A 26081-nucleotide genomic window follows, 5' to 3' on the forward strand; every position below is an offset into this window, starting at 1 on the left:
CACCACCGCGCCGGGACCCGAGATCGCTTTCATGGCCGTCGCGCCTTCGGCCGGGACCTACCGCCTGTACCTGGACTTTCAGCACAACGGTGTCGTCCGGACAGCCGAGTTCACCGTACGGGCCACCGCGGCCGCTTCCCGTCCGGACGCGGCACCCCTGGCCGCCCCGGGCACGGGAGCGACCACCACGGCCACCACGCGCACCACTGACCGGATGAACGCCACCGATCAACTGCCGCGGCACACGACGCGGCCAAGGGGCACTCGGCCCGTCGCGCCACACCGTCCCGTCACATCCCCGACATCGGAAGGAGCGTCATGCCACGCCTGACCCGACTTACGCCCGACACGGCGGTCGGGGCCTCGCGTGACCTCCTCACCGACCTGGTTTCACGCCATGGCCGGATCGGTGACATGGTCTCCACGATGGCGCACTCGCCAGCCGTACTGGGCGGCTACCTCCAGCTCAGCCGGGCCATGGGGCGAGCCAAGCTCGACCGCAGGATCAGCGAACGGATCTCGATCGCCATCCAGGTCCTGCAGGGCTGCAGGCTGTGCCTCGACGCGCACGTCAGTGGTGCCCGAGCCTCAGGAGTGGACGAGGAAGAGATCGAGCGAGCCCACGCGGGTACCTCGGTCGATCCCGCGGTCGCGGCGATCATCGCTCTCGCCCTCCAGATCTATCGCGAGCCGACGTCGATCACCGACGAACAGGTCACCGCGCTGCGCGAGCACGGCTACAGCGACCGCGCGATAGCCGATGTCGTCGGCGTCGTCGCACTCAACATCGTCACCGGCGCCTTCAACCTCCTCGCCGGCCTCACACCGGGGAGCGACACCGGTGAGTAGGGACAACCCCGCCTGTACGCGCGGGACATGGCCTCCACCCCGGGGCCGCGCCCCGCCGCATGGACACGGAAGGAACCCGCCATGCGCCTGTTCGCCATCCGCGACTACCGCCACCTGTTCAGCGCCCAGGTCGTCGCCCTGTTCGGTGCCGGGCTGACCACAGTCGCCCTCGGGCTGCTTGCCTACGACCTCGCCGGAGCGGGAGCGACAGGTGCCCTCCTCCTGTGGCCGCGCCACGACGGACGAGGAGTGACGGCCGCACCCGCGACACTCGTCCGGCACGCACCCAGCAAGGACCGGTCCACCTTGTCCAAGGCCGCGTGATTCTCGAATGAGCTACCGGACAGCGAAATCCTGGCAGGCCGGCTCGACGAGGTCGTGGTCACCGCGAACGGCGGACCTGATGCCTGATGGCTTGCGGAGAACATGGCCGTGGACACGGACGCGCTGGTGGCCGCGGTGCGCCGGGCGAGTATGTGCGAGGCTCAGCCTCGGCTGAGACAGAGTGAGGAACGGCCTGGCCAAGAGCCCCAGCCAGGCCGTTCTCCGCAGGTGTCCCGGTCTACTTGAGGTAGCCGAGGACGGTCATCATCCCTGACTCGGCGTGGTAGACGTTGTGGCAGTGGATCATCCAGAGCCCGGGGTTGTCGGCGTCGAAGTCGACGTCGAGCCGCTTCCCCGGCAGCACGATCGAGGTGTCCTTCCGTGCGCCGCCGCCGGCGAGCGCGTACGTGTGGCCATGCAGGTGCATGGGGTGCCACATCGTCGTGTTGTTCACGAACGACAGCCGTACGCGCTCGCCGGAGCGAGCCGCGTAGCGCTGGGCGGGGTCGTACTTCTTGCCGTTGATGGCCCAGTCGTACTTCATCATCGAGCCGGTGAGTTTGAACTCGATCGTCCGGTCCGGGCGCCCGGGCTCAAGCCGTACGGGCTCGGCTGCCTTCAACTGACCGCCATGGACGACCTTCCCGTCGAGCTCCTTCGGGCGTACGGAAGCGGTAGGCGCAGCGCCGCCGCCGGTGCGCAGGACGGCGAGGGCCGAGCGGCTTTTACCCTCCGCGAGCGCGGTGAGCGGGAAGGTGCCGTCGCCTACGGTCACGAGGGCGTCGATGCGTTCGCCCATGCCTAGCAGGAGTGCGTCGGCCTGCGTCTGCTCGACGGGGAAGCCGTCGGTGTGCGTGACGGTGAGCTTGTGGCCGCCGAGGGCAATACGAAAGCAGTGTCGCCGCCGGCGTTGATGATCCGGAGCCTGATCCGGTCGCCGGGCCGGGCCGCGAAGGTCTGCGGCTCGTCCGGCGTCCGGCCGTTGATCAGGTAGTACGGGTACCCGACGTCTCCGGCGTCGCCGCCGAGCAGGTCGCTCGTTGCGCCCATGAGCATTCGGGAGGGACCAGAGGGCTTCGGCGAGGGGGACTTCCGGGTGGCCATCGACATGTTCGACATGTCGTGGCCCTCCATGCCGCCCGATCCCCCGTGGTCCATGCCTCCCATACCCTTGCTCAGCTCGGCAAGCACGGCGTCCGGAGTGGAACCGTCGACGCCATCGACCCAGTCGTCGAGGACGATCACCCACTCCTTGTCGTACTTGAGCGGTTCCCTGGGATCCTCGACGATCAGTGGGGCGTACAGGCCGCGGTCCTGCTGCACGCCGGAGTGCGGATGGAACCAGTAGGTGCCGGGGTGGGAGACCGCGAAGCGGTAGTCGAAGGAGCCACCCGGCTTGATGTCGCGCTGAGTGAGACCGGGAACACCGTCCATGTCGTTGCGCAGGGCGATTCCGTGCCAGTGGACGGAGGTGGCCTCGGGAAGGTTGTTCGCGAGGGTGAGCGCCAAGGTGTCGCCGGCGGTGACCCTTACTTCCTTGCCGGGGAGGTCGTCCCCGTACGCCCATGACCGGACGGTGCGTCCTGCGCCGAGGTCGAGCACGGTCTCGACGGCGGTCAGTTTGAACCGCCGTCCCGGGCCGGGATTGCGGCGTGCTTCGGTCGCGGCGACCTCCTTGCTGTCCGGGCCGAGGTAGTCGGCGCTTGACGACATGCCACCCCCGACGGAGGAGTGGTCCATGTCGCTCATGGAACCTGAGCAGGCGGTCAGCAGACCGGTGCCGGCGGCGGCAAGGCCGGCGCCGAGGACGGTACGACGGGTGAGTCGGGACATGACTGTGAAACCTCTTGAGGTGGTCGTTGCATGATCAAGGCTTTTCGCTCACGACGTGGAGCGGCCGGTCTGCCTATATGCGCAACAACGAGAGGCGGGTCAGCAGGGACTTGGGCGACTCGGGCGGCGGGATCACGCAGAGGGCACAGGCAAGCCGCATGCCAGTCGGCGGCTCGTCAGCCGCACAGCGTCGGCGCCGGCGTACGAGCGCGCCACGGACCGCCAGCACGATGCCGACCCCGGCGCCAAGCACCGCCAGGCACACGCCCGCGAAGCCGACCCCGTGCGCGGGGGCGGGATCAGGGCGCGTGGGGTGGCCGGCGTCGGCCACCACATGCCCCATTGCGGCGGCCGCATGCCCGCCCGATACGTGCGTGACATCCACATGATCGCCGGGGTGGCCGAGGCCGTGCATCAGCACGATGCCGACGAGCAGCGCGACGGCGAGCGCAAACCGACCCCACCACGTCGCAGCCCTCGGGCGCCTCGTAACCTCGGATACCACCCGATCATCATACGGTCAGGGGGTATGCGGGGCGTTAGTGGGAGGCTTGCTGAGTGCGAAGCTGCAAATGATCTGCCGATGCGGCGAGAATGCTGGCAGGCACGCAGCACCGGGACGCCGCAGGACCCCACGACGGGGAGCCCCCCCGGCCCGGTAGACGCACCGTCTGCGCCGACTTGGTGAGCTCGGCCGTCTTCTTCCGGACGGCTCTTCCGCGTATCGCAGCCCGCTGTCGGCGGTGGGGGTGGGCGGTGCCGTGCAAGGCCCTCGCACGGGCCCGAGCCAAGCCTCAGCCGTGAGTGGTCGCCAGTTTCACACTCCGGGTAGTCGTTCCCCGGCAACCGACGGATGCGAGCGTGACGCGCCCTCAATCGGAGGAATACCGGAAGCAAGGCACCGAACGGGGATCCAATTGGCTGGTTGGCCAACCGATTCGACCCGAGGATGTCCCCATGCGTCGTGCCCTTACAGCGGTTGCCTTGTGCGCCGGGACCATTGCTCTCACGCTCGGAAGCGCGGGATTCGCCGACGCGGAAGCTTGGATCTTCCCGCAACAGTGCTTGGACGGGGGCGGGCAGGTTATGCAGATCGAACCCGGACTGGGCACCTGCGTCGACGGGACGTACGACGGCACCGAGGTGCGAGAGCGAGCCTGAGCCCATTCGATTGCACTGTGATCACATCGCCCCGCCGAACTGTTCGGCGGGGCGATGTCGTCGTGGTAGCCGAGCATCCGGGCGACCACCTATGAAACAACCTCAGTGTTCGCGTCGTCGTCTCTTCGAGTCGGCGGACGTCCTCGCCACTGCCTACGACACCGGTTCGCGCCTCTGCCGTCCTGGCCGCTAGCGGCTCCGCCCCGGTTACCACACATGGTCACCAGAGGCCTGGGCCACACGGAGAACTGGCGACAGTTGTATACGCGGGCCCGCCAGCACCGGGGCCGGAATCGCTCGGGTCCGTCACGGCGCCGCTGACTCTGCTGGCAAGGAGGCCCGCCCAACACCATGTACAGGTGAAGGAACGGCCCCCCGGCCACGCCAGGGGTTCGACCCAGACCTAACCCGGGCGACAGTATCCGTTGCGAAACGCGTCACTTCCAACGAATATCGTCAGATCGGTAGCTTGAAATCGTCAACCTCGATAGCGTCTGCCAGCATGACTGAGGAGACACCAGGTACCTTCCTGCCCGCCACGGAGCGCACCCGCCATCGACGCCTGCGGGAGCAGGGCAGCCGGAGCCGGGCGGATCTCGACGCCATCCTGGACACGGGGTTCCTGTGCCATCTCGGCGTGGTCGTCGACGGCGCCCCGATGGTGGTCCCAACCGTGTACGGAGCGGATGAGAGCAGGGTCTATTTTCATGGCTCGGTGGCAAGCCGGAGCCTGCTCGCCGCGCCGAACGCGTCGGTGTGCCTGACCGTCACGCACGTCGACGGCCTCGTCCTGGCGCGCTCGGTGTTCGAGCACGGGGTCAACTATCGCAGCGCGATGATCTACGGCATACCGCGCGCCGTGACCGACCCTGAGGAGAAGCTTCACGGCTTGCGGTGCCTCACCGAGCACGTCGCCGCGGGCCAGTGGGGCTACGCACGCCTCCCCAACCGCAAGGAACTCGCGGCGACTGCACTGCTGGCACTCCCCCTCGACGAGGCCTCCGTCAAGGTGCGCACCGGCCCGCCGGACGACGGCGACGGACCCGACGCCGAACTGGGCCTATGGGCGGGAGTTCTCCCCATGCGTACGGAATGGGGAGAACCGGAACCGGACCCGGCGCTCTCGGAGCACGTCCCCGTACCGCCCCACATCGTCCATCTCGCCACTCAAGCCGTCCCGCTCGTCAGCCGCCGCACTTCCCGCTGATCCGCTCTCCGAGGAGTGGGAGACCACACCGCGCGAGGCCAGGGATGCCTTCATGCCGCAGTCACTCGCGGAGTGCATCCTCTTCGCAGTCGCTCAGCCCCCCGACTGCTTCATCAAGGGCCGCAGCATCGGATCCACGAACGAGGAACGTCAACGTGAACACGGCGACTGACTCCAGGTCCAGAGCGGCACAATGACTCAGAACCGCTGGCATTCGAACCGTTCCCATGCCCGACGTCACCGCGGATCATGCCGTCCGTAACCCGGCCGGGGCCCTGGCCAGACGAACCCGGCCAGCACGTCGGTCTCGAACTGCTCCAGCTTCTCCGCCGAGACCGGCTCCCTGCCCTCTGCGAAGCCGCAGAGGGCCAGGCCCACATCCACCGCAATAACAAAGCCGGTCAAAGCGACAAAGTGTCACTTTGGCCGGCTCTATTTGGTCGGTTGACCTTGGTGTCCGAGGGGGGACTTGAACCCCCACGCCCGATAAAGGGCACTAGCACCTCAAGCTAGCGCGTCTGCCATTCCGCCACCCGGACCAGGTGGTCGGCCCCGGTTTCCCGCGGCGACATGGAAAACAATACCAGGGGTTCAGGGTGGCTCTCACCTGCGTTTCCGGTGGTCAGTGCGGTGCTGCGGTTCCGGTCGACGTGATCTCGCCGCATCCCGCCCACTCCACACACGATCCGTAGTCACACCCGTACGCATGGTGCAAGGCCGCCCGGCAATCGAGGCATCAGGAACGGACGACGACGGTCCTCTCCGCCCTTGCGAAGAGGACCGTCGTACGCGCGGGTCCTAGCAGCCCTTCCGGCGCAGGGTGTGGAGGTAGGCGGCCGAGCGGCGGGCCGTGGTGAAGGAGTCGACTATCGGCTGATCGTGCTCCACCTGCCAGTGGTGGTCTCGGCGGCCGCCATGAGTCCTGGTGACGGCGGAGAGGAACTTCTTGTAGTCGATGTCGCCGTCCCCGACATCCACCATGCGATAGCCGTCGCGGGCCGCGATGTCGTGCTCGCCGTCCTTGACGTGGAAGAGCGGGTATCGGTCGGGCTGCTTCAGTACGTAGTGCAGCGGGTCGAAGGTGTCGGGGGTTCCGTCGGCCCGCTTGCCGAACCGGAACTGGCCGACGTAGGCCCAGTAGATGTCCATCTCGAGGAACACGAGGTCGGGATCGGTCTCGGCGAGCAGTACGTCGTAGAGGCGGACGTCTGGCCGGTCGGTGGCGAAGGAGAACTCCTCGGCGTGGTTGTGCTGGTAGAACTTCATGCCGCGCTCCCTGGCCGCGGCGCCGTAGGCGTTGAAGTCGGCGGCGGCGCGCTTCCAGGCGTCGACCGTCGATCCGTAGCGGAACGGCCCCGAGGCGGTGCCGACGTGCTTGAGGCCGAGGGCCTGGGCGTCGTCGAGGACCTTGGTGAGGTTCTGCGCGAAGGTGTAGGCATTGGGGTTGTTGTTGTCGTAGTAGCCGACGTGGCTGCCGATGCCCTTGAGCCCGTGGTCACGGGTGAGCTGCTTGAGCTGGGCGAGGGTGATGGCCCCGGCCGAGCCCTGGGTGTAGCCGGCGTACTCGACCTCGTCGTAGCCGTACGCCTCGAGTTCGGCGAAGACCTTGTCGAAGCCGAGGGTCGAGACCTTGTCGCGGAGAGTGTAGAGCTGGATTCCGAGACGGCCGGGCGGCAGCAGGGGGTCGCCCTGGGGCTTGCCCTGGGCGGTGACGGCCGGGGCGGCGGCGCCGAGGAGGGCGGCTGCGGTGGCTCCGGCTGCCACGCCGAGCATGGAGCGCCGGCTGAGCTTGTGGGCGAGCTCGGCGTCGACGGGGGTGCGGCGACTCATGGGGGAACTCCTTCTGGGGGCGGGACGTTGTCATTGCAGTCCGGCAAGCTCGAGAAGCAAGGACTTCACTTCGGTGGCCCGGATGGGGCCGGTGAACGCGTGGGGGGTGGAGCACAGGATGAGCGGACCTTCTTCGTCGCTCTGCGGAAGACGGCCGTGGCTGCCGCGAATAGGTGACGGGTCCAGCGGCACGACCGCCATGCGATAGCGCATGCCCAGTTTCTTGCGGGCGACGGCCGTTGCCGCCTTGACCCTGACGTATGGGTCCTGGGGGTCCAGGAAGAGTTCGACCGGGTCGTAGCCGGGTTTGCGATGGATCTCGACGAGCTGGGCGAAGTCGGGCGCGCGGGCGTCGTCGAGCCAGTAGTAGTACGTGAACCAGGCATCCGGCTCCGCGATGGCGACCAGCTCGCCCGAGCGCGGGTGGTCCAGGCCGTGTGCCTTCTTCCCCTCGTCGTCGAGGAGCTGCTCGATTCCCTGGACGTCCCGGAGAGCTTCGCGGGTGGCTTCGAGGTCCTCGGGGCGGCGTACGTAGATGTGGGCGAGCTGGTGGTCGGCGACGGCGAAGGCCCGGGAGGCCATCGGGTCCAGGTACTCCATGCCGTCCTGGGTGTGGACCTCCAGGAGACCGGCGCGGCGCAGGGCCCGGTTGATGTCGACGGGCCGGTCCACGCGGGTGATGCCGTATTCGGAGAGTGCGACGACGGTGCGGCCTTCGCGGCGGGCGTCGTCCAGGAGGGGGGCCATGGCGCGGTCGAGTTCGGCCGCGGCCCGGTAGGAGCGCGGGTCGTCGGGTCCGTAGCGCTGGAGGTCGTAGTCGAGGTGCGGGAGGTAGCACAGGGCCAGATCGGGGTGGCGGGTGCCGAGGATGTGCCGGGTCGCGTCGATGATCCACTGCGAGGAGACGAGGTCGGCGCCGGGGCCCCAGAAGTGGAAGAGGGGGAATGTGCCGAATTTCTCGGTGAGTTCGCCGTGCAGGGCGGCCGGCCGGGTGTAGCAGTCGGGTTCCTTGCGGCCGTCGGCGTAGTAGACGGGGCGCGGGGTGACGGTGATGTCGGTGTCGGCGCCCATCGCATACCACCAGCAGATGTTGGCGACGGTGTAGCCGGGGTGGGCGCGGCGGGCGGCGTCCCAGAGCTTGTCGCCGGCGACCAGTCCGTTGTGCTGGCGCCAGAGCAGGATGTCGCCGAGCTCGCGGAAGTACCAGCCGTTGGCGACGATGCCGTGCTCGGCAGGGGTGCTGCCGGTGAGGAAGGTGGACTGGGCGGCGCAGGTGACGGCGGGGAGGACGGTGCCGAGGGGGGCACGGGTGCCCGACTGCCCGAGGGCCTTGAGATGGGGCATGTGGTCGAGGAGCTGCGGGGTGAGGCCGACGACGTCGACGACGAGGAGAGGGGTGGGTGTGACGGTCCCGGCGGGCTGCTCGGCTGTGGTCATGGGAGCTCCTTGAGGCCGAGGTCGACCAGGAGGTCGCGGGCGAGGGTGAGTTCGGCGGCGATGCCGTCGGCGAGCTGGGTGCGGGTACGGGGTCGGAGCGCGGCCGGGAGCGCCTGCCAGGTGTACGTCTCGACCTCCAGGTGCCTGGTGAGGGGGTGTCCGCCGCCCACCAGGCGGGTCAGTGCGGATCGGAGTACGGGAAGGGTGGAGGTGAGCGGTGGTGCGGGTGGTCTGTGCAGGGGGACATGGAAGTGGGCGCGCCAGGGGGCTCCGTCCGGCAGGGCCCGGCCGGTGACGGCCTCGTCGAGGTCGTCGGTGCCGCGCAGTCCGGCGGCGGTACGGGTGCGGGTCTGGTGCAGGAAGCGGGGTTCGGCGAAGGCGGCGAGTGCCGTGCGTACCTCGGGGAGATGCGGCTGTTCGGCGTGCAGGGCGGCGGAGAGCTGTGCCTTGGCGATCGGGATGCCTGCCGCGCCGAGCGCGTCGACGGCGGTGTCGGGGTCCTCGAAGGAGGTGGCGAGGTGGCAGGTGTCGATGCAGATGCCGATGCGTGGGTGTCCGAGGGCGGTGAGCGGGGCGATGGCGTCGGCGGTCGTCTCGACGGTGCAGCCCGGCTCGGGTTCGAGGCCGATGCGGATGGATTTGCCGGTGAGTTCGGCGAGTGCGTCGAGGCGTTCTCCGAGGGTGCTGAGCGCGGTGTGTGCCGTGCGGGCCGCTTCCGGGTCCGAGGAGAAGGGGGTGCGCCAGGCGATCGGGAGGGTGGAGATGGTTCCTTCGGTGGCGTCGTCCGGGAGCAGGCCGGCCAGGAGCCGGGCGAGGTCGGTGGTGTGGGCGAGCCGCTCCGGGTCAGTCCAGTCCGGCTTGTACACCCGGTACTTGACCTCGTCGGCGCCGAATCCCTCGTACGGGAAGCCGTTGAGGGTGACGACCTCCAGGCCGCGGCGGTCCAGTTCGGAGCGCAGGGACCGCAGCTCGGCCGGGTCGTTGATCAGGGTGCGGGCGGCGTCCCTGGCAAGCCAGAGGCCGATGCCGAGCCGGTCCCGGCCGAGGCGCCTGCGAACGGGTTCGCAGTGGTCGCGCAGTTGGGCGCGGACGCCGTCGAGCGTCTCGGCGGGGTGGACGTTGGTGCAGTACGAGAGGTGGACGGTGGAGCCGTCGGGGTGGCGGAAGCGCATCGCCTCACTCCCCGCCGCGCAGGATGGAGTTGCCTTCATGGAGCGGTTGTGGCGTGGCGGTGCCGAGCTGGAGCCGGCCGCTCTGCCCGTAGAACTCGACGGGGTTTCGCCAGAGCACCTTGTCGACGTCGTCGTCGTCGAACCCGGCGGCGAGCATCGCGTCGCCCACCTTGCGGGTCTTGAGGGGATCGCTTCGACCCCAGTCGGCGGCCGAGTTGACCAGCACCTTCTCGGTGCCGTGGGTCCTGAGGATCTCGACCATGCGTTCTTCGTCCATCTTGGTGTCGGGATAGACGGAGAAGCCGGCCCAGCAGCCGCTGTCCCTGGCGTCCTTCACGGTCGTCTCGTTGAGGTGGTCGAGCAGCACCCGCTCCGGGGGAAGGCGGGACTCGCGGATGACGTCGATGGTGCGGTGCAGCCCGGCGAGCTTGTCCCGGTGCGGGGTGTGCACGAGGGCGGGTAGGCCGTGGTCGGCGGCGAGCTGGAGCTGGGCGGCCAGGGCGGTGTCCTCGGCCGGGGTCATGGAGTCGTAGCCGATCTCGCCGACGGCGACGACGGAGTCCTTGACGAGATAGCGGGGCAGGGCGTCCAGGACGGGGACGCAGCGCGGGTCGTTCGCCTCCTTGGGGTTGAGGGCGAGCGTGCAGTGGTGGGCGATGCCGTACTGGGCGGCGCGGAAGGGCTCCCAGCCGAGCAGGGCGTCGAAGTAGTCGAAGAAGCTGGCGGGCGAGGTGCGGGGCTGGCCGAGCCAGAAAGAGGGTTCCACCAGGGCGCGCACCCCCGCGTCATACATCGCCTGGTAGTCGTCCGTGGTGCGGGAGGTCATGTGGATGTGCGGGTCGAAGATGCGCATCAGGACTCCTCCGTGGGGGCGGCGGCACCGCGGGTGGTGAGTTCGAGGACGCGAGTGAGGCCGGCAGGGACACTGCGGCCCGCCGCGATGCGTTCGGCGGCGAAGTCACCCAGCATGCGGGCGAGTTCGGCATCGCCCCGGGCGCGCCGGGCCAGTCCGTCGACGGCTTCGACATCGACCCCGGTGAAGAGGCATTTGAGAACGGCGTGGCGCCAGTTGTGCGCATCGAGATGGGTGGCGGCGTACGGGCCGACGGCCGCGGCGATCAGCCGGGTGTCGTTGGTGCGCAGGGCGTCCCCGACGAGCGGAAGGGCGGTGGGGCCGAGGTCCAGCCGGTGCAGGGTGAGCAGGACGGCGCGCCGTTCGGCGGCGGTGCCCTGTTCGTACAGCCTGGTCAGAGCGGGCAGCGTGGCACGGGCTTCGATGAGCAGGAGGGCACGTACGGAGTCGGCGTGTTCGAGTCCGCACTGCCGGCCGGCCGCGGCATAGCGCAGTTCCCACGGTGGGGCTGCGTAGGAGCTGCCGGGCTGCTCGGTGCCCTGGTGGGAGGCTGCGTGTTCGGCCTCGGCGAGTGCCTCGTCGAGCCAGGCGCGCGCGGCTCCGCCGAGCTGTGCGTCGAGGTCCTTGCGGGTCAGCAGCGGGGGGTTCGTCGGGGATATCGGCATGGCGTCGCTCCCTTCGGGCGGTTTCAGCGGCTCGATGGGCTGTGCTTCGACGGACTGTGACTCGACGGGCTGTGTTTGCGGAGGAAGTCGATCGATTTGCGGGCGAGTTCGGGGCCGGCATGGGAGTGGCGGGGCAGTTCGACGACGGTGAGGCCCTGGTAGCCGGTGTCCGAGAGGGTGTCGAGTGCTTCGAGTACGGGCGGAAAGTCGATCTCGCCCTCACCGAAGGGGAGGTGTTCATGGACTCCGCGGCGCATGTCCTCGATCTGGACGTGGCGCAGCCAGGGCGCGGCCTCGCGGATGCAGTCGACGGGCATGGCGGGTTCCAGGCACTGGCAGTGGCCGATGTCGAGGGTGAGCCCGAGCGGTGGCGGGTCTCCGCTGAGGACGCGCAGATGGTGGAAGTCGGCGAGCGTGGCGAGGAGGTGTCCGGGCTCGGGTTCGACGGCCAGCGGAATGCCGGAGCGGTCGGCGGCTTCGAGAACCGGGGCGAGGGAGTCGGTGAGCCGCTGCCAGGCGGTGCCGGGGGCGGTGTCCGGTGGGGTGATGCCGCTGAAGCAGTGCACGGCGTGGGCGCCGAGGTCGGCGGCCACCTGGACGGCCCGGACGAGCAGCCGGGTGCGGGCGGCGCGGGCCTCCGGGTCCGGGTCGAGGAGGGAGGGGCCGTGCTTGCGGCGTGGGTCGAGGACATAGCGGGCGCCGGTCTCGACGGTGACACCGAGCCCCAGCTCCTGGAGCCGGGACGCCGCGCGGCGGGTGCGGGCGGCGAGGTCCGGGGCGAGGGGGTCGAGGTGCATGTGGTCGAGGGTCAGGCCGACCCCGTCGTACCCGAGGTCGGTGAGGAGTCCGAGGGCATCGTCCAGGCGGAGGTCGGTGAGCCCGTTGGTGCCGTAGCCGAGGCGGATCGTCATGTCGGGCTCACTTTCCGGGCGAGGGTGCGGGCGATCGGTACGAGTCCCATGACGGCGAGCGCCGTGCCGACCGCTCCGGTGCGGGCGGCAAGAGCGGCCTGGAGCGGGATCATCGCCCGGATGCCGCCGCCGACGGCGCGTTGTGTGAGCGGCGGGGAGGGATTGAGCGCGGCGTGCAGGAGCGGAACCGCGGCGGTCCGGACGTAGGAGCCGGTGAGCGCGGTGCGCACGAGGCCGGAAGCGGTGCGGGCGGGGGTTGCCGGTGAGCGGTGCGAGGGACGCGGTCGGAGCGACTCGTCCTGCCCGCCGGATCCCGTGTGCGGGGCCGGTTCCTGGTCTTCGCGCCGCCCTTGCCGCGTGCGCAGCGCCGCCGCGCCCAGTGCGGCGACGGCCGCGAGCGCGGCCAGGGGTGCGGTGGTCGATCCACCGTGTGCCTCGTGCCGGGAGACGGCGGTGACGGCGTAGGTGTGCGCACCGAGCAGACCTGCGGCCGGCAGCGCGCCGAGAATGGAGCCGCGCGCGACCGGAGCCGCACCACGGGCGGATCCCGTAGCCGTCGCCGAACCACCGGCGGAACCCGGCCCCGGGCCTGCCCCTGCCCCCGTCCCTGTCCCCGCACCCACGCCCGGAGCCACCGCCCCCGTCGTCCGCCCGGTCCCTTGGGTGGCGGTGGCCCCCAGCAGCAGGTCCAGTCCGCGTGCGGCGGCCATCGCCGCGGGCCCGGCCGGAGTGTGCTTCAGCCGGAGGTCGTACGCCCACACGGTCGCCGCGAGTCCGGTGGCCACCGCAAGGGCCGGGCGGCCGGCCCGGCCGGCGAGCCCCAGCCCGGCGGCGGTCAGCGCGCCCGCCGCCGCGAGCGCCGCAGCGGGTGCGATCCGGCCCGAGGGGATCGGCCGGTACGGGCGGTCGACGGCGTCCTCCTCGCGGTCGGCCCAGTCGTTGAGCGCCATGCCCGCCTCGTACAGGCAGAGCGAGGCGCCGACGGCGAGCACGGTTCCTCGGTCGGGACGCCGGCCGACCGCCGCCGCCCCGGCCAGCGCGTCGCCGGGGACGGTGAACAGCGCGGACACCCGTAGCAGTTCGGCCCAGGCGCGTGCCGTCATCGTTCCCCCCGCAGCGTCCCGGCGAAGGCGAGCAGCGCCTGATACTGCTCGAAGAGCGCGGCCGGACCGCCGTCCGGGTCCTTGAAGTAGAAGCCGAGCTGGGGCAGCGGGCCGCTCAGCCCGCGCTCGTGGGCTCGGGCCACCAGCCTGGCGAGGTCCAGGACCAGGGGTGCGGCCAGTGCCGAGTCGCAGCCCTGCCAGGTGGTCTGGAGCACCATCCGCGCACCGAGGAATCCGTCGAACGCGATGTGGTCCCAGGCGGTCTTCCAGTCGCCGAGGGCCGGTACGTCGTCGATGTGGACCTCACCCTCGGGGGCGGTTCCCAGGGTGTCGGCGAGGACGCGTTCCTTGCCCGCGTTCTTGGCGGCCGCCGCGCCCGGGTCGGCCAGCGCCGCTCCGTCTCCGCCGCCCAGCAGGTTGGTGCCCGACCAGGCCCGTACGGGCAGGGCGCGTTGCACGAACATCGGGGCGAGTACGGAGCGGAGCAGCGTCTGGCCGGTCTTGCCGTCGCGGCCCGCGTGAGGAAGTCCGCAGTCCGAGACGGCGTCCTGGAGGGCGGGGGTGCGCAGCCCGGTGGAGGGGGTGAAGTTGATGTAGGGGCAGCCTGCCCGCAGCGCCGCGGCCGCGTAGAGCGAGCTGGCGGTCAGCCGTTGTGCGCCGGGGCCGGGGAGGGGTTCGGTGGACGCCACGTTGACGACGACCGTCCTGGCCAGGTCGTTGCGGCGGGTGAAGTCGGTGAGGTCGGCGGCGAAGGCGGCGATGAGTTCCTCGTCTGCGCGGGTGTCGCCGGGCAGTGGTCCACCGGGCCGGATCCCGGCGTCCGCCGCGGCGAGTTCGGCGCGCACCGCCGACGGGAGTCCGTGCGGCAGCACTCCCCCCTCGGCCAGTGCCTCGGCGCGTTTGGGCAGTGGGCAGCCGGCCGTGTCGTGTCCGCCGAAGACGAGTGAGGTGAGTGGGGGCAGCCCGCTGTCGGTGAAGGGTGGGGTCTCGGTGACCATGCCTGCCGCCGGGTGGAGCCCTGCCGCGACCGCCGCGCACCCCGCGGTGGCGGTGGTGGCGACGGAGCCGCGTGCTCCGATGAACCAGACTCCGGTACGTACGGCGGGTGCTGACACGGGCTGCCTCCCTGGCTGGGGGTGCTGGCTGGGCAGAGCGGGTGGCGCTGTGCGACAAAAGGGCGGGGCCGACAGGGCCGGCGGGGCGGTGGCGGCGGGCGGGGAGGGGGTCCCCAGGCGAAGAGGGGTGGTCCCTCCGGGCGGGGAGGGGTGGTCCCTTCCCCGCCCGCCGTCGCCGGGGTGGGTGCCCTACGCCGAGGGCAGTTCCTTCAGCTGGATGTTGCGGAACGACACATGGTCATTGGCACCGTGGTTCTGGATGCCGATGTAGCCGCTCTTCAGGCTCCGGACCGGATCGGTGTTGGTGAAGTCGTTGATCTTCACTCCGTTGAGGAAGACCTGGAGGCGCTCGCCCTGGACCTTGATCTCGTAGCTGTTCCACTGGCCGGGCGGTCGCAGGACCTGGTCGCGGGCCTTGGCGTTCGCCGCCTTGAAGGTGTAGATCGAGCCCGTGGTGCGGTCGGCCGCGTCGGTGGCGTCGATCTGGACCTCGTACCCGTTGTTCACCGCGGACCAGGGGTCGTCGGACTCCGGGAAGCCGACGAAGACACCGGAGTTGTCGTCGCCCTGCATCTTCCAGTCGAGCTTGAGCGAGTACGAGCCGAGCTCCTTGGCCTGGTAGGTGAGCAGGCCCATGCCGCCCTCGGAGCGCAGCTCGCCGTCGACGACGTCGAACTTCCCGGGGCCCGCCTGCTTCCAGCCTTCGAGCGTCTTGCCGTTGAAGATCGACCGGTAGCCGGTGTCGGGCTTGCAGTCGGCCTTCACCTGGCCGGCCGCGTACCGCATGCCGCCGAGGAGCAGCTTGCGGAAGTCCGGTTCGGCGTAGGACTCCTTGGTGTGGCCGAGGCCGGTGTAGAAGGAGCGGCCGCCCTGGTAGGTCTGGCACCAGGTGATGGGGTGGTCGCCCTTCATGGTGCCGCCGGTGTAGGTGGTCTCGTCGAGGGTGGCGAGGACCTTGGCCTGATTACGCGGGTTTGTGCGGTAGTTGTACCACTCGTCGGGGCGGTTCCACTCGTCGCCGAGGTGCGCGGTGGCCGGGTGGCTGTGGTCCTCGACGCGGACGGTGGCGGGCTGGATGGCGGGGTGCGAGGAGAAGTACGCCCCGACGAGTCCGCCGTAGAAGGCCCAGTCGTACTCGGTGTCCGCCGCCGCGTGGACGCCCATGTAACCGCCGCCGGTGGCCACGTAGTTCTCGAAGGCCTTCTGCTGGTCGGTGTTGAGGACGTCGCCTGTGGTCGAGAGGAAGACCACGGCGTCGTAGCGGGCCAGGTTGCTGGTGGTGAACTGGCCTGCCGTCTCCGTGGCGTCGACGGTGATGTTGCTGTCCTTGCCGAGTTCCTTCAGCGCCGCGATTCCGTCGGGGATCGCGTCGTGGCGGAAGCCGGCCGTCTTCGAGAAGACCAGCACCCGCTTGGCGGTCCTGTCGGGGGCGCTGTTGGAGAGCTCGAAGTCGTCGATGTCGTAGAGCGCTCCGGCACCGCCCTTGAAGACCAGGAAGAGTTCGGTGGTCGCCTTCGGGACGCCGCGCAGCGGTACGTCGATGTCCTGGAAGTTGTCCCAGGCACCGGTCACCGGGACGGGTGCGGAGCCGAGGATCTTGCCGGTCGGCGAGCCGGTCCGGACTTCGAGGAAGCCGCCGGCGCCGCCGGAGGAGATCCGCGCGGTCAGCTTGGTGGATCCGGTGAGGAGGTACGGCTTGAAGGAGATCCAGTCGTCGTTGTGGATGTCACCGACCGTCTTGCCACCGTGGGCGGTCGCCTTGTTCTGCGGGGCGACGCCCTGGGAGGCGCTGTAGTGCTCGGCCTGCCGGTGGCGGGGCTGGAGCTCGGACTGGTCGTGGCCGGACAGGGGGGCCTGGCCGCCTCCGCCGCCGTCGGTGTACGAGGCGTCGATGACGCCGAAGATGTTGGCGTTGGGGTCGTGCCCGCCGTCCATCTCCGTCTTGATGGTTCCGGTGCAGCCGTGCGCAGAGGTGATGGGGTGGCCGTGGCTGTCGTGGCCGAGGATGAAGCGGACCTCGATCTTCGAGCAGTCGATGGTTCCGTCCTCGGGATCGGTGACGGTCACCTTGAACGGGATCTCGTCGCCGAAGGAGAACATCTGCCCGTCGCCGGGGAGTTCCAGTTTCACCTTGGGAGCGGTGTTGCCGACCGTGACATGGACGTTGGCCGAGCCGGTGCGGCCGGTGGGGTCCGTCGCGGTGACGGTGGCGGTGTAGGTGCCGTTCTTCTTGTACGTGTACGTGGGGTCGGCGGCGGTCGATGTGCCGCCGTCACCGAAGTCCCAGCTGTAGCTGAGCGTGTCACCGTCGGCGTCGGTGGTTCCGGCCGAGGAGAACGTGACCTTGAGCGGAGCGGTTCCGGAGGTCTTGTTGGCGGATGCCTCGGCGATCGGCGAGCGTCCGCCGGTGGCGTTCTCGATGCGGTAGAGCGCCGAGTTCTGGTCGCCGCCGAAGTAGCCGGTGCCGTAGTCGAGTACGTACAGCGCGCCGTCGGGACCGAACGTCATGTCCATCACCTGGGTTCCCGACCACGGGAAGGCGTTGATGGACTTGACCGTGCCGTCGGTGTCCTGGTCGATGCGCTTGATCCAGCGCCTGCCGAACTCACCGGCGAAGAAGTTGCCGTCGTACGCCTCGGGGAATTTCACCGGCGAGTCGAGATCCGCGTCGTAGTGGTAGACCGGTCCGCCCATCGGGGACTCCGAGCCGGTGCCGAACTCGGGCACGGACGCGCCGTCGTACGGGATCCAGGCGGGCTGGGCCGGCGGCAGGTCGACCAGGCCGGTGTTGTACCGGGAGGTGTTCTTGGGTGCGGCGCAGTCGAAGGCCGCACCGGAGGTCTTGGTCGCGAAGTCGTAGTCGACGAACGGGTCGTTCTTGCCGGTGCAGAACGGCCAGCCGAAGTTCCCGGCCTTGGTCACGCGGGCGAATTCGACCTGGCCGCCCGGTCCGCGCTTGGGGTCGGCGGCGCCGGCGTCGGGCCCGTAGTCACCGACGTACACGATGCCGGTGGGCTTGTCGACGGTGAAGCGGAAGGGGTTGCGGAAGCCCATCGCGTAGATCTCCGGCCGGGTCTTGTCGGTGCCCGGGGCGAAGAGGTTGCCTTCGGGGACGGTGTACGTGCCGTCGTCGGCGACCTTGATGCGGAGGATCTTGCCGCGCAGGTCATTGGTGTTCCCGGCGCTGCGGCGGGCGTCGAACACGGGGTTGCGGTCCGGCCGGTCGTCGATCGGGGTGTAGCCGTCGGAGGCGAACGGGTTGGAGTCGTCGCCGGTCGACAGGTACAGGTTGCCCTGCGCGTCGAAGTCGATGTCGCCGCCGACGTGGCAGCAGATGCCCCGCGAGGCCGGGATGTCGAGGACCTTCTTCTCGCTGGCGGTGTCGAGTGTGCCGTCCTCCTTGAGGACGAAGCGCGAGAGCCGGTTCACTCCGTCGAACTTGGCGAAGTCGGCGGCGGTTCCGTTCTCGGGAGCGTCGCCCGACGGGGTGTCCAGCGGGGGCGCGTAGTAGAGGTAGATCGCCCGGTTCCTGCTGAAGTCCGGGTCGACGCCGACGCCCTGGAGGCCCTCCTCGTCGTGGGAGTAGACGGGCAGGACACCGGCGAGCGTGGTGTCGCCGCCGCTGTCGGTGAGCCAGAGTTCGCCGCCGCGCGCGGTGTGCAGGACGCTGCGGTCGGGGAGCACCGCCAGCGTCATGGGCTCGCCGGTCTCGGCGACTCCCTTGGCGAGGGTGACCTGCTGGAATTCCTCGGCCGCCGCGTCGGCGGCGGCCGGCGAGGACGGCCCCGTCGCGGCTGCTCCGGGCGTGGCACCCAGGGCCAGGGTGGCCGCGGCGAGCAGGCCGCCGGTGAACAGGGCGAAGGATTTACGGACGCGGAGCCGGATTCTGCTCCTGTTTCTGGTGGTGGTTCGGTGCACGAGTGTCCTCCGGAGTGTGCCGGTTGTACGGGCGGGGTGCTGCCGTGCCGTTCTGCGCGGGGACTGCCGCGCGGGTCGTTGGGGTGTGCGGGACACCGGCGACCCGAGTCATGTCATGTACATGTTGTGAAGTACACGTTGTGGACCGTAGACCTGTTCGTCCGGGACGGAAAGCCCTTGAGCAGCAGCCCGGTCGAACTTTTTCCTGCGTCAGGACAAAGCGGGGTGAGGGCAGGGGCGGGCACGGGACGGCCAGGGAGCTCCCTCCCGGCCCGTCCCGCCACACCCGACGGGGAGCCGGTCAGTCGCCGCCCCCGAAGGCCGCGTCGAACGACGCCGCCGGCGGATCGAAGTCGTACCGCTTCAGTGTGGCCAGCGCTTCCGGCGCACCGGCCAGCCGGTCCATCCCGGCGTCCTCCCACTCCACGGAGACCGGCCCGTCGTAGTCGATGGACCGGAGCATCCGGAAGACGTCCTCCCAGGGCACGTCGCCGTGTCCGGCCGAGACGAAATCCCAGCCGCGCCGGGGATCGCCCCAGGGCAGATGGGAGCCGAGCCTGCCGTTGCGGCCGTCGAGGCGCTTGCGTGCTTCCTTGCAGTCCACGTGGTAGATCCGGTCGCGGAAGTCGTACAGGAAGTTGACCGGGTCCAGGTCCTGCCAGACGAAGTGACTGGGGTCGAAGTTCAGGCCGAACGCCGCCCGGTGGCCGACGGCCTCCAGTGCGCGGCGGGTGGTCCAGTAGTCGTACGCGATCTCACTGGGGTGCACCTCGTGGGCGAACCGCACGCCCTCCGCGTCGAAGACGTCCAGGATCGGGTTCCACCGCTCGGCGAAGTCCTCGTACCCCCGCTCGATCATGTGCGGCGGAACCGGCGGGAACATCGCGACCAGGTGCCAGATCGACGAGCCGGTGAAGCCGATGACGGTACGCACCCCGAAGGCGGCGGCCGCCCGCGCGGTGTCCTTGATTTCCTCGGCGGCCCGGCGGCGGACCCCTTCGGGTTCGCCGTCGCCCCAGATCCGCGCGGGCAGGATCCCCCGGTGCCGCTCGTCGATCGGGGCGTCGCAGACGGCCTGGCCGACCAGGTGGTTGGAGATGGCCCAGCACTTCAGTCCGTACTTGTCGAGCAGCTGCCGCCGGCCGTCCAGGTAGCCGGGGTCGGTCAGCGCCTTGTCGACCTCGAAGTGGTCGCCCCAGCAGGCGAGTTCGAGCCCGTCGTAGCCGAAGTCCCGGGCGTGGCGGCAGACCTCCTCCAGCGGAAGGTCGGCCCACTGACCGGTGAAGAGTGTGAAGGGACGGGGCATGGGCAGGCCTCCTAGAGAACCACGGGTGTGTGTACGGAGTTCTTCTCGGCGCTCTCCTCGACGGCTGCGAGCACCCGCTGCACCTGGAGTCCTTCCGCGAACGACGGTGCGGGGGCGGTCCCTTCGGCGATCGTGCGCACCAGGTCGCGGGCCTGGTGCACGAAGGTGTGCTCGTAGCCGAGGGCGTGGCCCGGCGGCCACCACGCCTCCAGGTAGGGGTGTTGGGGTTCGGTGACCAGGATGCGCCGGAACCCCGCCGTGGCGGCGGGTTCGGTGTGGTCGTGGAAGGACAGCTCGTTGAGCCGTTCCAGATCGAAGGCGAGCGAGCCGCGCTCCCCGTTGATCTCCAGCCGCAGTGCGTTCTTCCGCCCGGCCGCCATCCGGGTCGCCTCGAAGGAGGCCAGCGCCCCGGAGGCGAGCCGGCCGGTGAACAGCGCCGCGTCGTCGACGGTCACCACCCCCAGCGCACCGGTGTCCGCCGCCCCGGAGAGCCCGGCCGACGGGCCCGCGAGCCGGGGCCGTTGGCGTACGAAGGTCTCGCTGACCGCCGACACCCCGACCAGCGGCTCCCCCGCCAGATACTGTGCCAGGTCGACGATGTGGGCGCCCAGGTCGCCGAGCGCGCCCGAGCCGGCGCGTTCCCGCTCCAGCCGCCAGGTGAGCGGTGATTCGGGGTCTACGAGCCAGTCCTGGAGGTAGGCGGCGCGGACGTGCCGCAGGGTGCCGAGCCGCCCCTCGGCGATCAGCTGCCGGGCGTACGTGATCGCGGGCACCCGGCGGTAGTTGAAGCCCACCATCGCGACCTGGCCGCGGGCGGCGGCCCGCTCCGCGGCATCGGTCATCGCCTCGGCCTCGGCGACCGTGTTGGCGAGCGGCTTCTCGCACAACACGTGCTTGCCCGCCTCCAGGGCGGCGATGGCGATCTCGGCGTGGCTGTCGCCGGGGGTGCAGATGTCGACGAGTTGCACATCGTCCCGGGCGATGAGGGCGCGCCAGTCGGTCTCCGCCGCCGCCCAGCCGTGGCGGGCGGCGGCCGCGTCGACCGCGGCCCGGTCGCGTCCGCAGATCGCGGCGAGAGCCGGCCTCATCGGCAGGTCGAAGACGTGTCCCGCGGTGCGCCAGCCCTGTGAGTGGGCGGCGCCCATGAACGCGTATCCCACCATGCCGACGCCGAGCACCGGTGCACTCGTCTCCGGCCGCCGCGTCGGTGGCGCTGCGGCCTCCTGATCCGTCTCTTCCCTGCGGGCCATCGGGGCTCCTCCTCGTCGGTCGTTCGATGAATACGGCAGGAGAGCTGGTCAGCGCCCTCCTGCGGGGCGGATCAGCTGAAGCCCGTCGGCAGGTACTGGTCGATGTTCTCCTTGGTGACCACGGCCGAGTAGAGGGTGAGACTGGTCGGGATCTCCAACTCGGCCAGTCCGCCGACGCCCTTGCCCTGGGCCAGCGCACGGGCCAGGTCGATGGCGGACGCGGCCATCGTCGGCGGGTAGAGCACCGTGGCCTTCAGGACGCTGTCGCCGGCCTTGATGGCGTCCATCGCGGACTTGGCCCCGGCGCCGCCGACCATCAGGAACTCGTCGCGGCCTGCCTGCTGGATGGCGCGCAGGGCGCCGACGCCCTGGTCGTCGTCGTGGTTCCACAGCGCGTCGAACTTCTTCTGCGCCTGGAGGAGCTGGGCCATCTTCGCCTGGCCCGACTCGACGGTGAAGTCGGCAGCCTGACGGGCCACCAGCTTGATGTTGGGGTAGTTCTTCAGCGCGTCGGCGAAGCCCTGGCTCCGCTGCTTGGTGAGCTCCAGGTTGTCGATCCCCGCCAGCTCGACGACCTTGGCGTTGGCCTTGTCCTTCAGCTGTTCGCCGATGTATGTGCCGGCGTTGAGGCCCATGCCGTAGTTGTCGCCGCCGACCCAGCAGCGGTAGGCCTGCGGGGAGGCGAAGATCCGGTCCAGGTTGACGACGGGGATGCCCGCCCGCATGGCCTCCAGGCCCACCTGGGTGAGCGCCTTGCCGTCGGCGGGGAGGATGACGAGGACGTCGACCTTCTTGTTGATGAGGGTCTTGACCTGGCCGATCTGGGCGGCGGTGTCGTTGGATCCCTCGGTGGACTCCAGTGTCACCTCGGAGTACTTGGCCGCCCGCGACTTGGCGTTCTCGTTGATGGCGTTGAGCCAGCCATGGTCGGCCTGGGGACCGGCGAAGCCGATGGTGACGGGCTTGCCGGGCTTGTCGTCGGCTGCGGGGCCGGTGTTCTTGACGGTGTCGGTGTCCTCGGGCTTGGGGTCATTGCTCGTGCAGGCCGTGAGCAGGGCGCCCGCGGAGACGGCTGCGGTGCCGAAGAGCAGTCGTCTGCGGCTGGTTTCTGGCATGGCTGTCGAACCCTTCATCCGGTGCGTGGCATCTGGCGTGGCGGGAGGGGGGCGGGGCGGTGGCGGGTCAGGTCTCGCCATGCGCCGACGTGCGGCGCTGGACCAGGACGGCGGCGACGATGATCGCGCCCTTGGCGATCTGCTGGACGTCGCTCTGCAGGTTGTTGAGCGCGAAGATGTTGGTGATGGTGGTGAAGACCAGGACGCCCAGCACGGAACCGACGATGGTGCCGCGCCCGCCGCTGAGCAGGGTGCCGCCGATGATCGCGGCCGCGATGGCGTCGAGCTCGTACAGATTGCCGTTGGTGTTCTGGCCCGAGCCGGACAGGATGATCAGCATGAAGGCGGCGATGCCGCAGCACAGACCGGAGAGCAGATAGAGGAAGAGCCGCTGGCGCCGCACGTCGATACCGGCCAGCCTGGCGGCCTCCGCGTTGCCGCCGACCGCGACCGTGCGCCGTCCGAAGGTCGTACGGTTCAGCACCAGCCAGCCGACGACGGTCACCGCGGCGAACATCATCACCAGCGGCGGGATGCCGAGGAAGTAGGAGTCGGGCAGGCCCAGGTCGAGGACGGATTCGACGGTGACGATCTGGGTCTTCCCGTCGGTGATCTGGAGGGCGAGCCCGCGGGCGGAGGCGAGCATGGCCAGCGTCGCGATGAACGGCACCATCCGCCCGTACGCGATCAGCAGCCCGTTCACCAGCCCGGCACCGAGTCCGACGATCACCGCGGTGAACAGGATCCCGGCGAAGCCGTACTCCTGGGTGGCGACCGTGGTCGCCCAGACGGAGGCGAGTGCGACCATCGCGCCGACCGACAGATCGATGCCGCCGCTGGTGATGACGAAGGTCATCCCGACGGTGACGACACCGATGACGGAGGACTGGGTCAGGATCAGCTGGAGGTTCCCGGTGTCCAGGAAGGCGTCGGGCTCGGTGAATCCACCGACGACGACCAGCGCGGCGAGGACGCCGAGGAGCGAGAGGTTACGGACATCCAGGCGCAGGCCACTGGCGCGTGCGGGGCCGTCCTTCTCCCGGGGGCGGGGCACCGGGGCGCCGGCCCCTTTGTCCGGCCCGCCCTGCTGCGTCGGGGAAACGGGCTGCGTCATGACGTCGGGCTCCCTTCCATCACTAGGTCGAGTACGCGGTGCTCGTCGAGCTCCCGGGCGTCGGCCGTGTGCACGACGCGGCCCTCGCGGAGCACCAGCACCCGGTCGGCGAGGCCCAGCACTTCGGGCACCTCGCTGGAGACGAGCAGGACGGCGAGGCCCTCGTCGGCCAGCCGGCGGATCACGGCGTACAGCTCGGCGCGGGCGCCGACGTCCACACCGCGGGTCGGTTCGTCGAGCAGCAGCACCCGGCAGCCGCGCAGCAGCCAGCGGGCCAGGACCGCCTTCTGCTGGTTGCCGCCGGAGAGCGTGCGCACGGGGGTGTCCGGGTTGTCGGGGCGCAGTGAGAGTTCGCGGGTGGCTTCGCGGGCCGCCCGGTGTTCGGCCCCGCGGTCGATCCAGCCCGCCCTGGAGAAGCGGGACAACGCGGAGACGGAGACGTTGCGGGTGACGGATTCGAGCATCAGCAGGGCCTGCGCCTTGCGTTCCTCGGGGGCCAGGCCGATGCCGGCGGCGACGGCCGCGCGGACGCTGCCGGGCCTCAGCTGCTTGCCGGCCACGGTCACCCGTCCGGCGCTCGGCCTGCGGGCGCCGTAGACGGTCTCCAGGATCTCGGAGCGCCCCGAGCCCACGAGTCCGGCCAGGCCCACGATCTCGCCCGGCACCAACTCCAGGTCCACCGGGGCGAATTCGCCCCTTCTTGTCAGCCCCTCGACCCTCAGCACCGGCTCCGCCCCGGCCGTGCGCGCACGGTCCGTGGCGCGCGGTGGGAAGACGTACTCGACATTGCGGCCGGTCATCATGGCAACGATGTCGGGTGTCGGGGTGGACTCGGCGGGCAGTCCGACGGCCACGGCCCGGCCGTCCTTGAGCACGGTCACCCGGTCGCCGATCCGGCGGATCTCCTCCAGGCGGTGCGAGATGTAGACGACGGCGACCCCGTCGGCGGTGAGGGAGGCGACGGTGCGGAACAGGTTGTCGACCTCGTCCGGGTCGAGTGCGGCGGACGGCTCGTCCATGACGATGAGCCGTACGTCGTGCGAGAGTGCCCTCGCCATGGAAACGATCTGCTGCTGCGCGGCGGACAGTTCGCCGACCGGGCGGGCCGGGTCGATCTCCGGGTGGCCGAGCCGCTTCAGCAGTGCGGCGGCGGCCGTGCGGCCCTCGCGGGTGCGGACGACGAAGCGGGCGGTGGTGGGTTCATGGCCGAGGAAGACATTCTCGGCCACGGACAGCCCCTCGACCAGGTCGAGTTCCTGGTAGATGGTGGCGATACCCAGCCGCATCGCGGCGATGGGCGACTTCAGCGCGACCGGTTCGCCGCGCCAGGTGATCTCGCCGTCGTCGGGCTGGTGGGCCCCGGCGAGCACCTTGATGAGGGTGGATTTGCCGGCGCCGTTCTGCCCGAGGAGACAGTGAACTTCGCCGGCGTGGACCTCCAGGTCCACTCCGTCGAGGGCGCGCACTCCGGGGAACGACTTGGTGATGCCGGACATGGTGAGCAGGGGTGGTTCTGGTGCCATGACGAATCCCCTCGGCGAGTGGGGTCTCCCCTGTTCGGACACGCCTGTCGGGACGAGGCCGGGAGCTCGGGGAAGGCCGATGAGCGGGCAGGGCTGTACCAGGTGCGGTGGTGCGGGTGTTCCGGCGCTCCCGGTGTCTCCGGGGCGCGCCCGTGCGTGGCCGGCCCGGGGTCAGGCCGGTGAGAAGAGGTGGTCGCTGATGAGCCGGGCGGCGCCGATCACTCCGGCGGCCGGCCCCAACTCGCCCAGCACGATGGGGAGATTGCCGGTGGCCAGCGGCAGTGACTGCCGGTAGACCTGGGTCCGGACGCTGGCGAGGAGGGTGTGGCCGAGGCCGGTCACACCGCCGCCGATCACCACCAGGCCGGGGTTGAAGAAGCTGACGAGTCCCGCGATGACCTGGCCGACCCGGTTGCCGCCTTCGCGGATCAGGTCGAGCGAGGTGGCGTCACCGGCGGCCGCGGCGGCCGCCACATCGGCGGCGGTGAGTTTCCCGGCCGCTTCGAGACGGCCGGCGAGCTCCGCCGACCGCCCGGTACGGGCCGCGTCCTCGGCGTCGCGGGCGAGCGCGGCGCCGCTGAAGTGGGCCTCCAGGCAGCCCCGGTTGCCGCAGGCACAGGCGCGCCCCTCGGGTTCCACCTGGATGTGGCCGATGTCTCCGGCGCTGCCCGTCGTACCACGGTGGACATCGCCGCCTACGACGATGCCGCAGCCGATGCCGGTGCCGATCTTGACGCAGAGGAAGTCGCCCACGGAGCGCGCGACGCCCGCGTGCTGCTCCCCCATCGCCATCAGGTTCACATCGTTGTCGACCATGACGGGGCAGCCCAGTTCCTGACTGAGCGCCTCGCGGACCGGGAAGCCGTCCCAGCCGGGCATGATCGGCGGTGCGACCGGCACGCCTTCGGGGAAGCGGACCGGGCCGGGGACGCCGATGCCCGCGCCGTCGAAACCCTCGGCAAGCCCCGAGGCCCGGAGCTTGGCCGCCATGGACAGCACCTGCTCGAAGATGGCGACGGGGCCCTCGCGTACGTCCATCGGATGGTTGAGGTGGCCCAGTACCTCCAACTCGGCGTTGGTGACGGCCACATCGACTGACGTGGCTCCGATGTCGACGCCGAGGAAGCGCAGTTGCGGAGCGAGCCGGATGTTGTGCGAGCGGCGCCCGCCGCGGGATGCGGCGAGGCCGTCGGCCACGACGAGTCCGGTCTCCAGCAGTCTGTCGACCTCGACGGCGAGCTTGGAGCGGGAGAGATCCACCTGATCCCCCAGCTGTGCCCGGGAGTTGGGCCCGCCGTCGCGCAACAGCCGCAGCAGTCGCGCCTGATGCGCATTCGCGGGTCGTGCAGTCATACGTCTCACGCGCCCCTCCCCGCCACATCGGCCTGTCCGTCG

Annotated in this window: 19 protein-coding genes, 1 tRNA gene and 2 pseudogenes; 3 read left to right on the forward strand and 19 right to left on the reverse strand. The window is 70.2% G+C overall.

The features are described from left to right. The first annotated feature begins 318 nt into the window (after positions 1–318). Entirely contained in the window at positions 319–849 is a 531-nt protein-coding gene (locus ACIRJP_RS00165; RefSeq protein ID WP_404166506.1) for a carboxymuconolactone decarboxylase family protein, read from the forward strand. An 81-nt stretch (positions 850–930) separates the two neighbouring features. After that, positions 931–1068: pseudogene (locus ACIRJP_RS00170) on the forward strand (MFS transporter); the annotation flags it as partial. Positions 1069–1411: 343 nt separating this feature from the next. Here ACIRJP_RS00170 and ACIRJP_RS00175 read toward each other — a convergent pair. Both ACIRJP_RS00175 and ACIRJP_RS00180 read right to left on the reverse strand, forming a co-directional pair. Next, a pseudogene (locus ACIRJP_RS00175) lies at positions 1412–3006 on the reverse strand (multicopper oxidase family protein). 73 nt (positions 3007–3079) lie between these two features. Beyond that, on the reverse strand, positions 3080–3511 hold the full coding sequence (locus ACIRJP_RS00180; RefSeq protein WP_404166508.1) for a hypothetical protein: 432 nt from the start codon (positions 3509–3511) through the stop codon (positions 3080–3082). Positions 3512–4669: 1158 nt separating this feature from the next. Between ACIRJP_RS00180 and ACIRJP_RS00185 the strand changes: the two genes are divergently transcribed. Next, complete coding sequence (locus tag ACIRJP_RS00185; protein ID WP_404166511.1) at positions 4670–5374, forward strand: pyridoxamine 5'-phosphate oxidase family protein; 705 nt, start codon at positions 4670–4672, stop codon at positions 5372–5374. 237 nt (positions 5375–5611) lie between these two features. Here ACIRJP_RS00185 and ACIRJP_RS00190 read toward each other — a convergent pair whose 3' ends face one another. The 17 genes from ACIRJP_RS00190 to ACIRJP_RS00270 form a co-directional block, all read right to left on the reverse strand. Continuing rightward, a complete protein-coding gene (locus ACIRJP_RS00190; RefSeq protein WP_404166513.1) occupies positions 5612–5779 on the reverse strand; it encodes a hypothetical protein in 168 nt (55 codons plus the stop codon). Positions 5780–5825: 46 nt separating this feature from the next. Next, positions 5826–5913: transfer RNA gene (locus ACIRJP_RS00195), tRNA-Leu, on the reverse strand. Positions 5914–6172: 259 nt separating this feature from the next. Beyond that, positions 6173–7204: a sugar phosphate isomerase/epimerase family protein gene (locus ACIRJP_RS00200; protein ID WP_404166516.1), complete on the reverse strand. Its 1032-nt coding sequence runs from the start codon at positions 7202–7204 to the stop codon at positions 6173–6175. 30 nt (positions 7205–7234) lie between these two features. After that, on the reverse strand, positions 7235–8641 hold the full coding sequence (locus ACIRJP_RS00205; protein WP_404166519.1) for a nucleotide pyrophosphatase/phosphodiesterase family protein: 1407 nt from the start codon (positions 8639–8641) through the stop codon (positions 7235–7237). Beyond that, positions 8638–9813, reverse strand: coding sequence for a metabolite traffic protein EboE (gene eboE, locus ACIRJP_RS00210; RefSeq protein WP_404167597.1), 1176 nt, complete (start codon positions 9811–9813; stop codon positions 8638–8640). The genes ACIRJP_RS00205 and eboE overlap by 4 nt, the downstream gene beginning before the upstream one ends. Positions 9814–9817: 4 nt before the next feature. Continuing rightward, positions 9818–10666: a TatD family hydrolase gene (locus ACIRJP_RS00215; RefSeq protein ID WP_404166521.1), complete on the reverse strand. Its 849-nt coding sequence runs from the start codon at positions 10664–10666 to the stop codon at positions 9818–9820. Beyond that, the gene (locus ACIRJP_RS00220; protein ID WP_404166524.1) at positions 10666–11331 is read right to left on the reverse strand and encodes an EboA domain-containing protein; all 666 of its coding nucleotides are present in this window, start codon (positions 11329–11331) and stop codon (positions 10666–10668) included. Before ACIRJP_RS00220 ends, ACIRJP_RS00215 begins: the two co-directional genes overlap by 1 nt. A 23-nt stretch (positions 11332–11354) precedes the next feature. Then, a complete protein-coding gene (locus ACIRJP_RS00225) occupies positions 11355–12242 on the reverse strand; it encodes a sugar phosphate isomerase/epimerase family protein (protein ID WP_404166527.1) in 888 nt (295 codons plus the stop codon). Further along, positions 12239–13345 (reverse strand): SCO3242 family prenyltransferase, encoded by a 1107-nt coding sequence (locus ACIRJP_RS00230; protein WP_404166530.1) that lies wholly within the window; start codon positions 13343–13345, stop codon positions 12239–12241. The genes ACIRJP_RS00225 and ACIRJP_RS00230 overlap by 4 nt, the downstream gene beginning before the upstream one ends. Continuing rightward, complete coding sequence (locus tag ACIRJP_RS00235; protein WP_404166533.1) at positions 13342–14460, reverse strand: inositol-3-phosphate synthase; 1119 nt, start codon at positions 14458–14460, stop codon at positions 13342–13344. Before ACIRJP_RS00235 ends, ACIRJP_RS00230 begins: the two co-directional genes overlap by 4 nt. A 189-nt stretch (positions 14461–14649) precedes the next feature. Then, positions 14650–18378, reverse strand: coding sequence for a ThuA domain-containing protein (locus ACIRJP_RS00240; protein WP_404166536.1), 3729 nt, complete (start codon positions 18376–18378; stop codon positions 14650–14652). A gap of 301 nt (positions 18379–18679) precedes the next feature. After that, positions 18680–19684, reverse strand: a complete 1005-nt coding sequence (locus tag ACIRJP_RS00245; protein ID WP_404166539.1) for a sugar phosphate isomerase/epimerase family protein — start codon at positions 19682–19684, stop codon at positions 18680–18682. An 11-nt stretch (positions 19685–19695) separates the two neighbouring features. After that, entirely contained in the window at positions 19696–20934 is a 1239-nt protein-coding gene (locus ACIRJP_RS00250; RefSeq protein WP_404166542.1) for a Gfo/Idh/MocA family protein, read from the reverse strand. A gap of 71 nt (positions 20935–21005) precedes the next feature. After that, positions 21006–22049, reverse strand: coding sequence for a substrate-binding domain-containing protein (locus ACIRJP_RS00255; RefSeq protein WP_404166545.1), 1044 nt, complete (start codon positions 22047–22049; stop codon positions 21006–21008). Positions 22050–22116: 67 nt separating this feature from the next. Further along, the gene (locus ACIRJP_RS00260) at positions 22117–23163 is read right to left on the reverse strand and encodes an ABC transporter permease (RefSeq protein ID WP_404166547.1); all 1047 of its coding nucleotides are present in this window, start codon (positions 23161–23163) and stop codon (positions 22117–22119) included. Then, complete coding sequence (locus tag ACIRJP_RS00265) at positions 23160–24686, reverse strand: sugar ABC transporter ATP-binding protein (RefSeq protein WP_404166550.1); 1527 nt, start codon at positions 24684–24686, stop codon at positions 23160–23162. Before ACIRJP_RS00265 ends, ACIRJP_RS00260 begins: the two co-directional genes overlap by 4 nt. A 171-nt stretch (positions 24687–24857) precedes the next feature. Further along, complete coding sequence (locus tag ACIRJP_RS00270) at positions 24858–26039, reverse strand: ROK family transcriptional regulator (protein WP_356086781.1); 1182 nt, start codon at positions 26037–26039, stop codon at positions 24858–24860. Positions 26040–26081: the final 42 nt, after the last annotated feature.

It is taken from the genome of Streptomyces sp. NPDC102437 (assembly GCF_044765565.1).
Classification (GTDB): Bacteria; Actinomycetota; Actinomycetes; order Streptomycetales; family Streptomycetaceae; genus Streptomyces.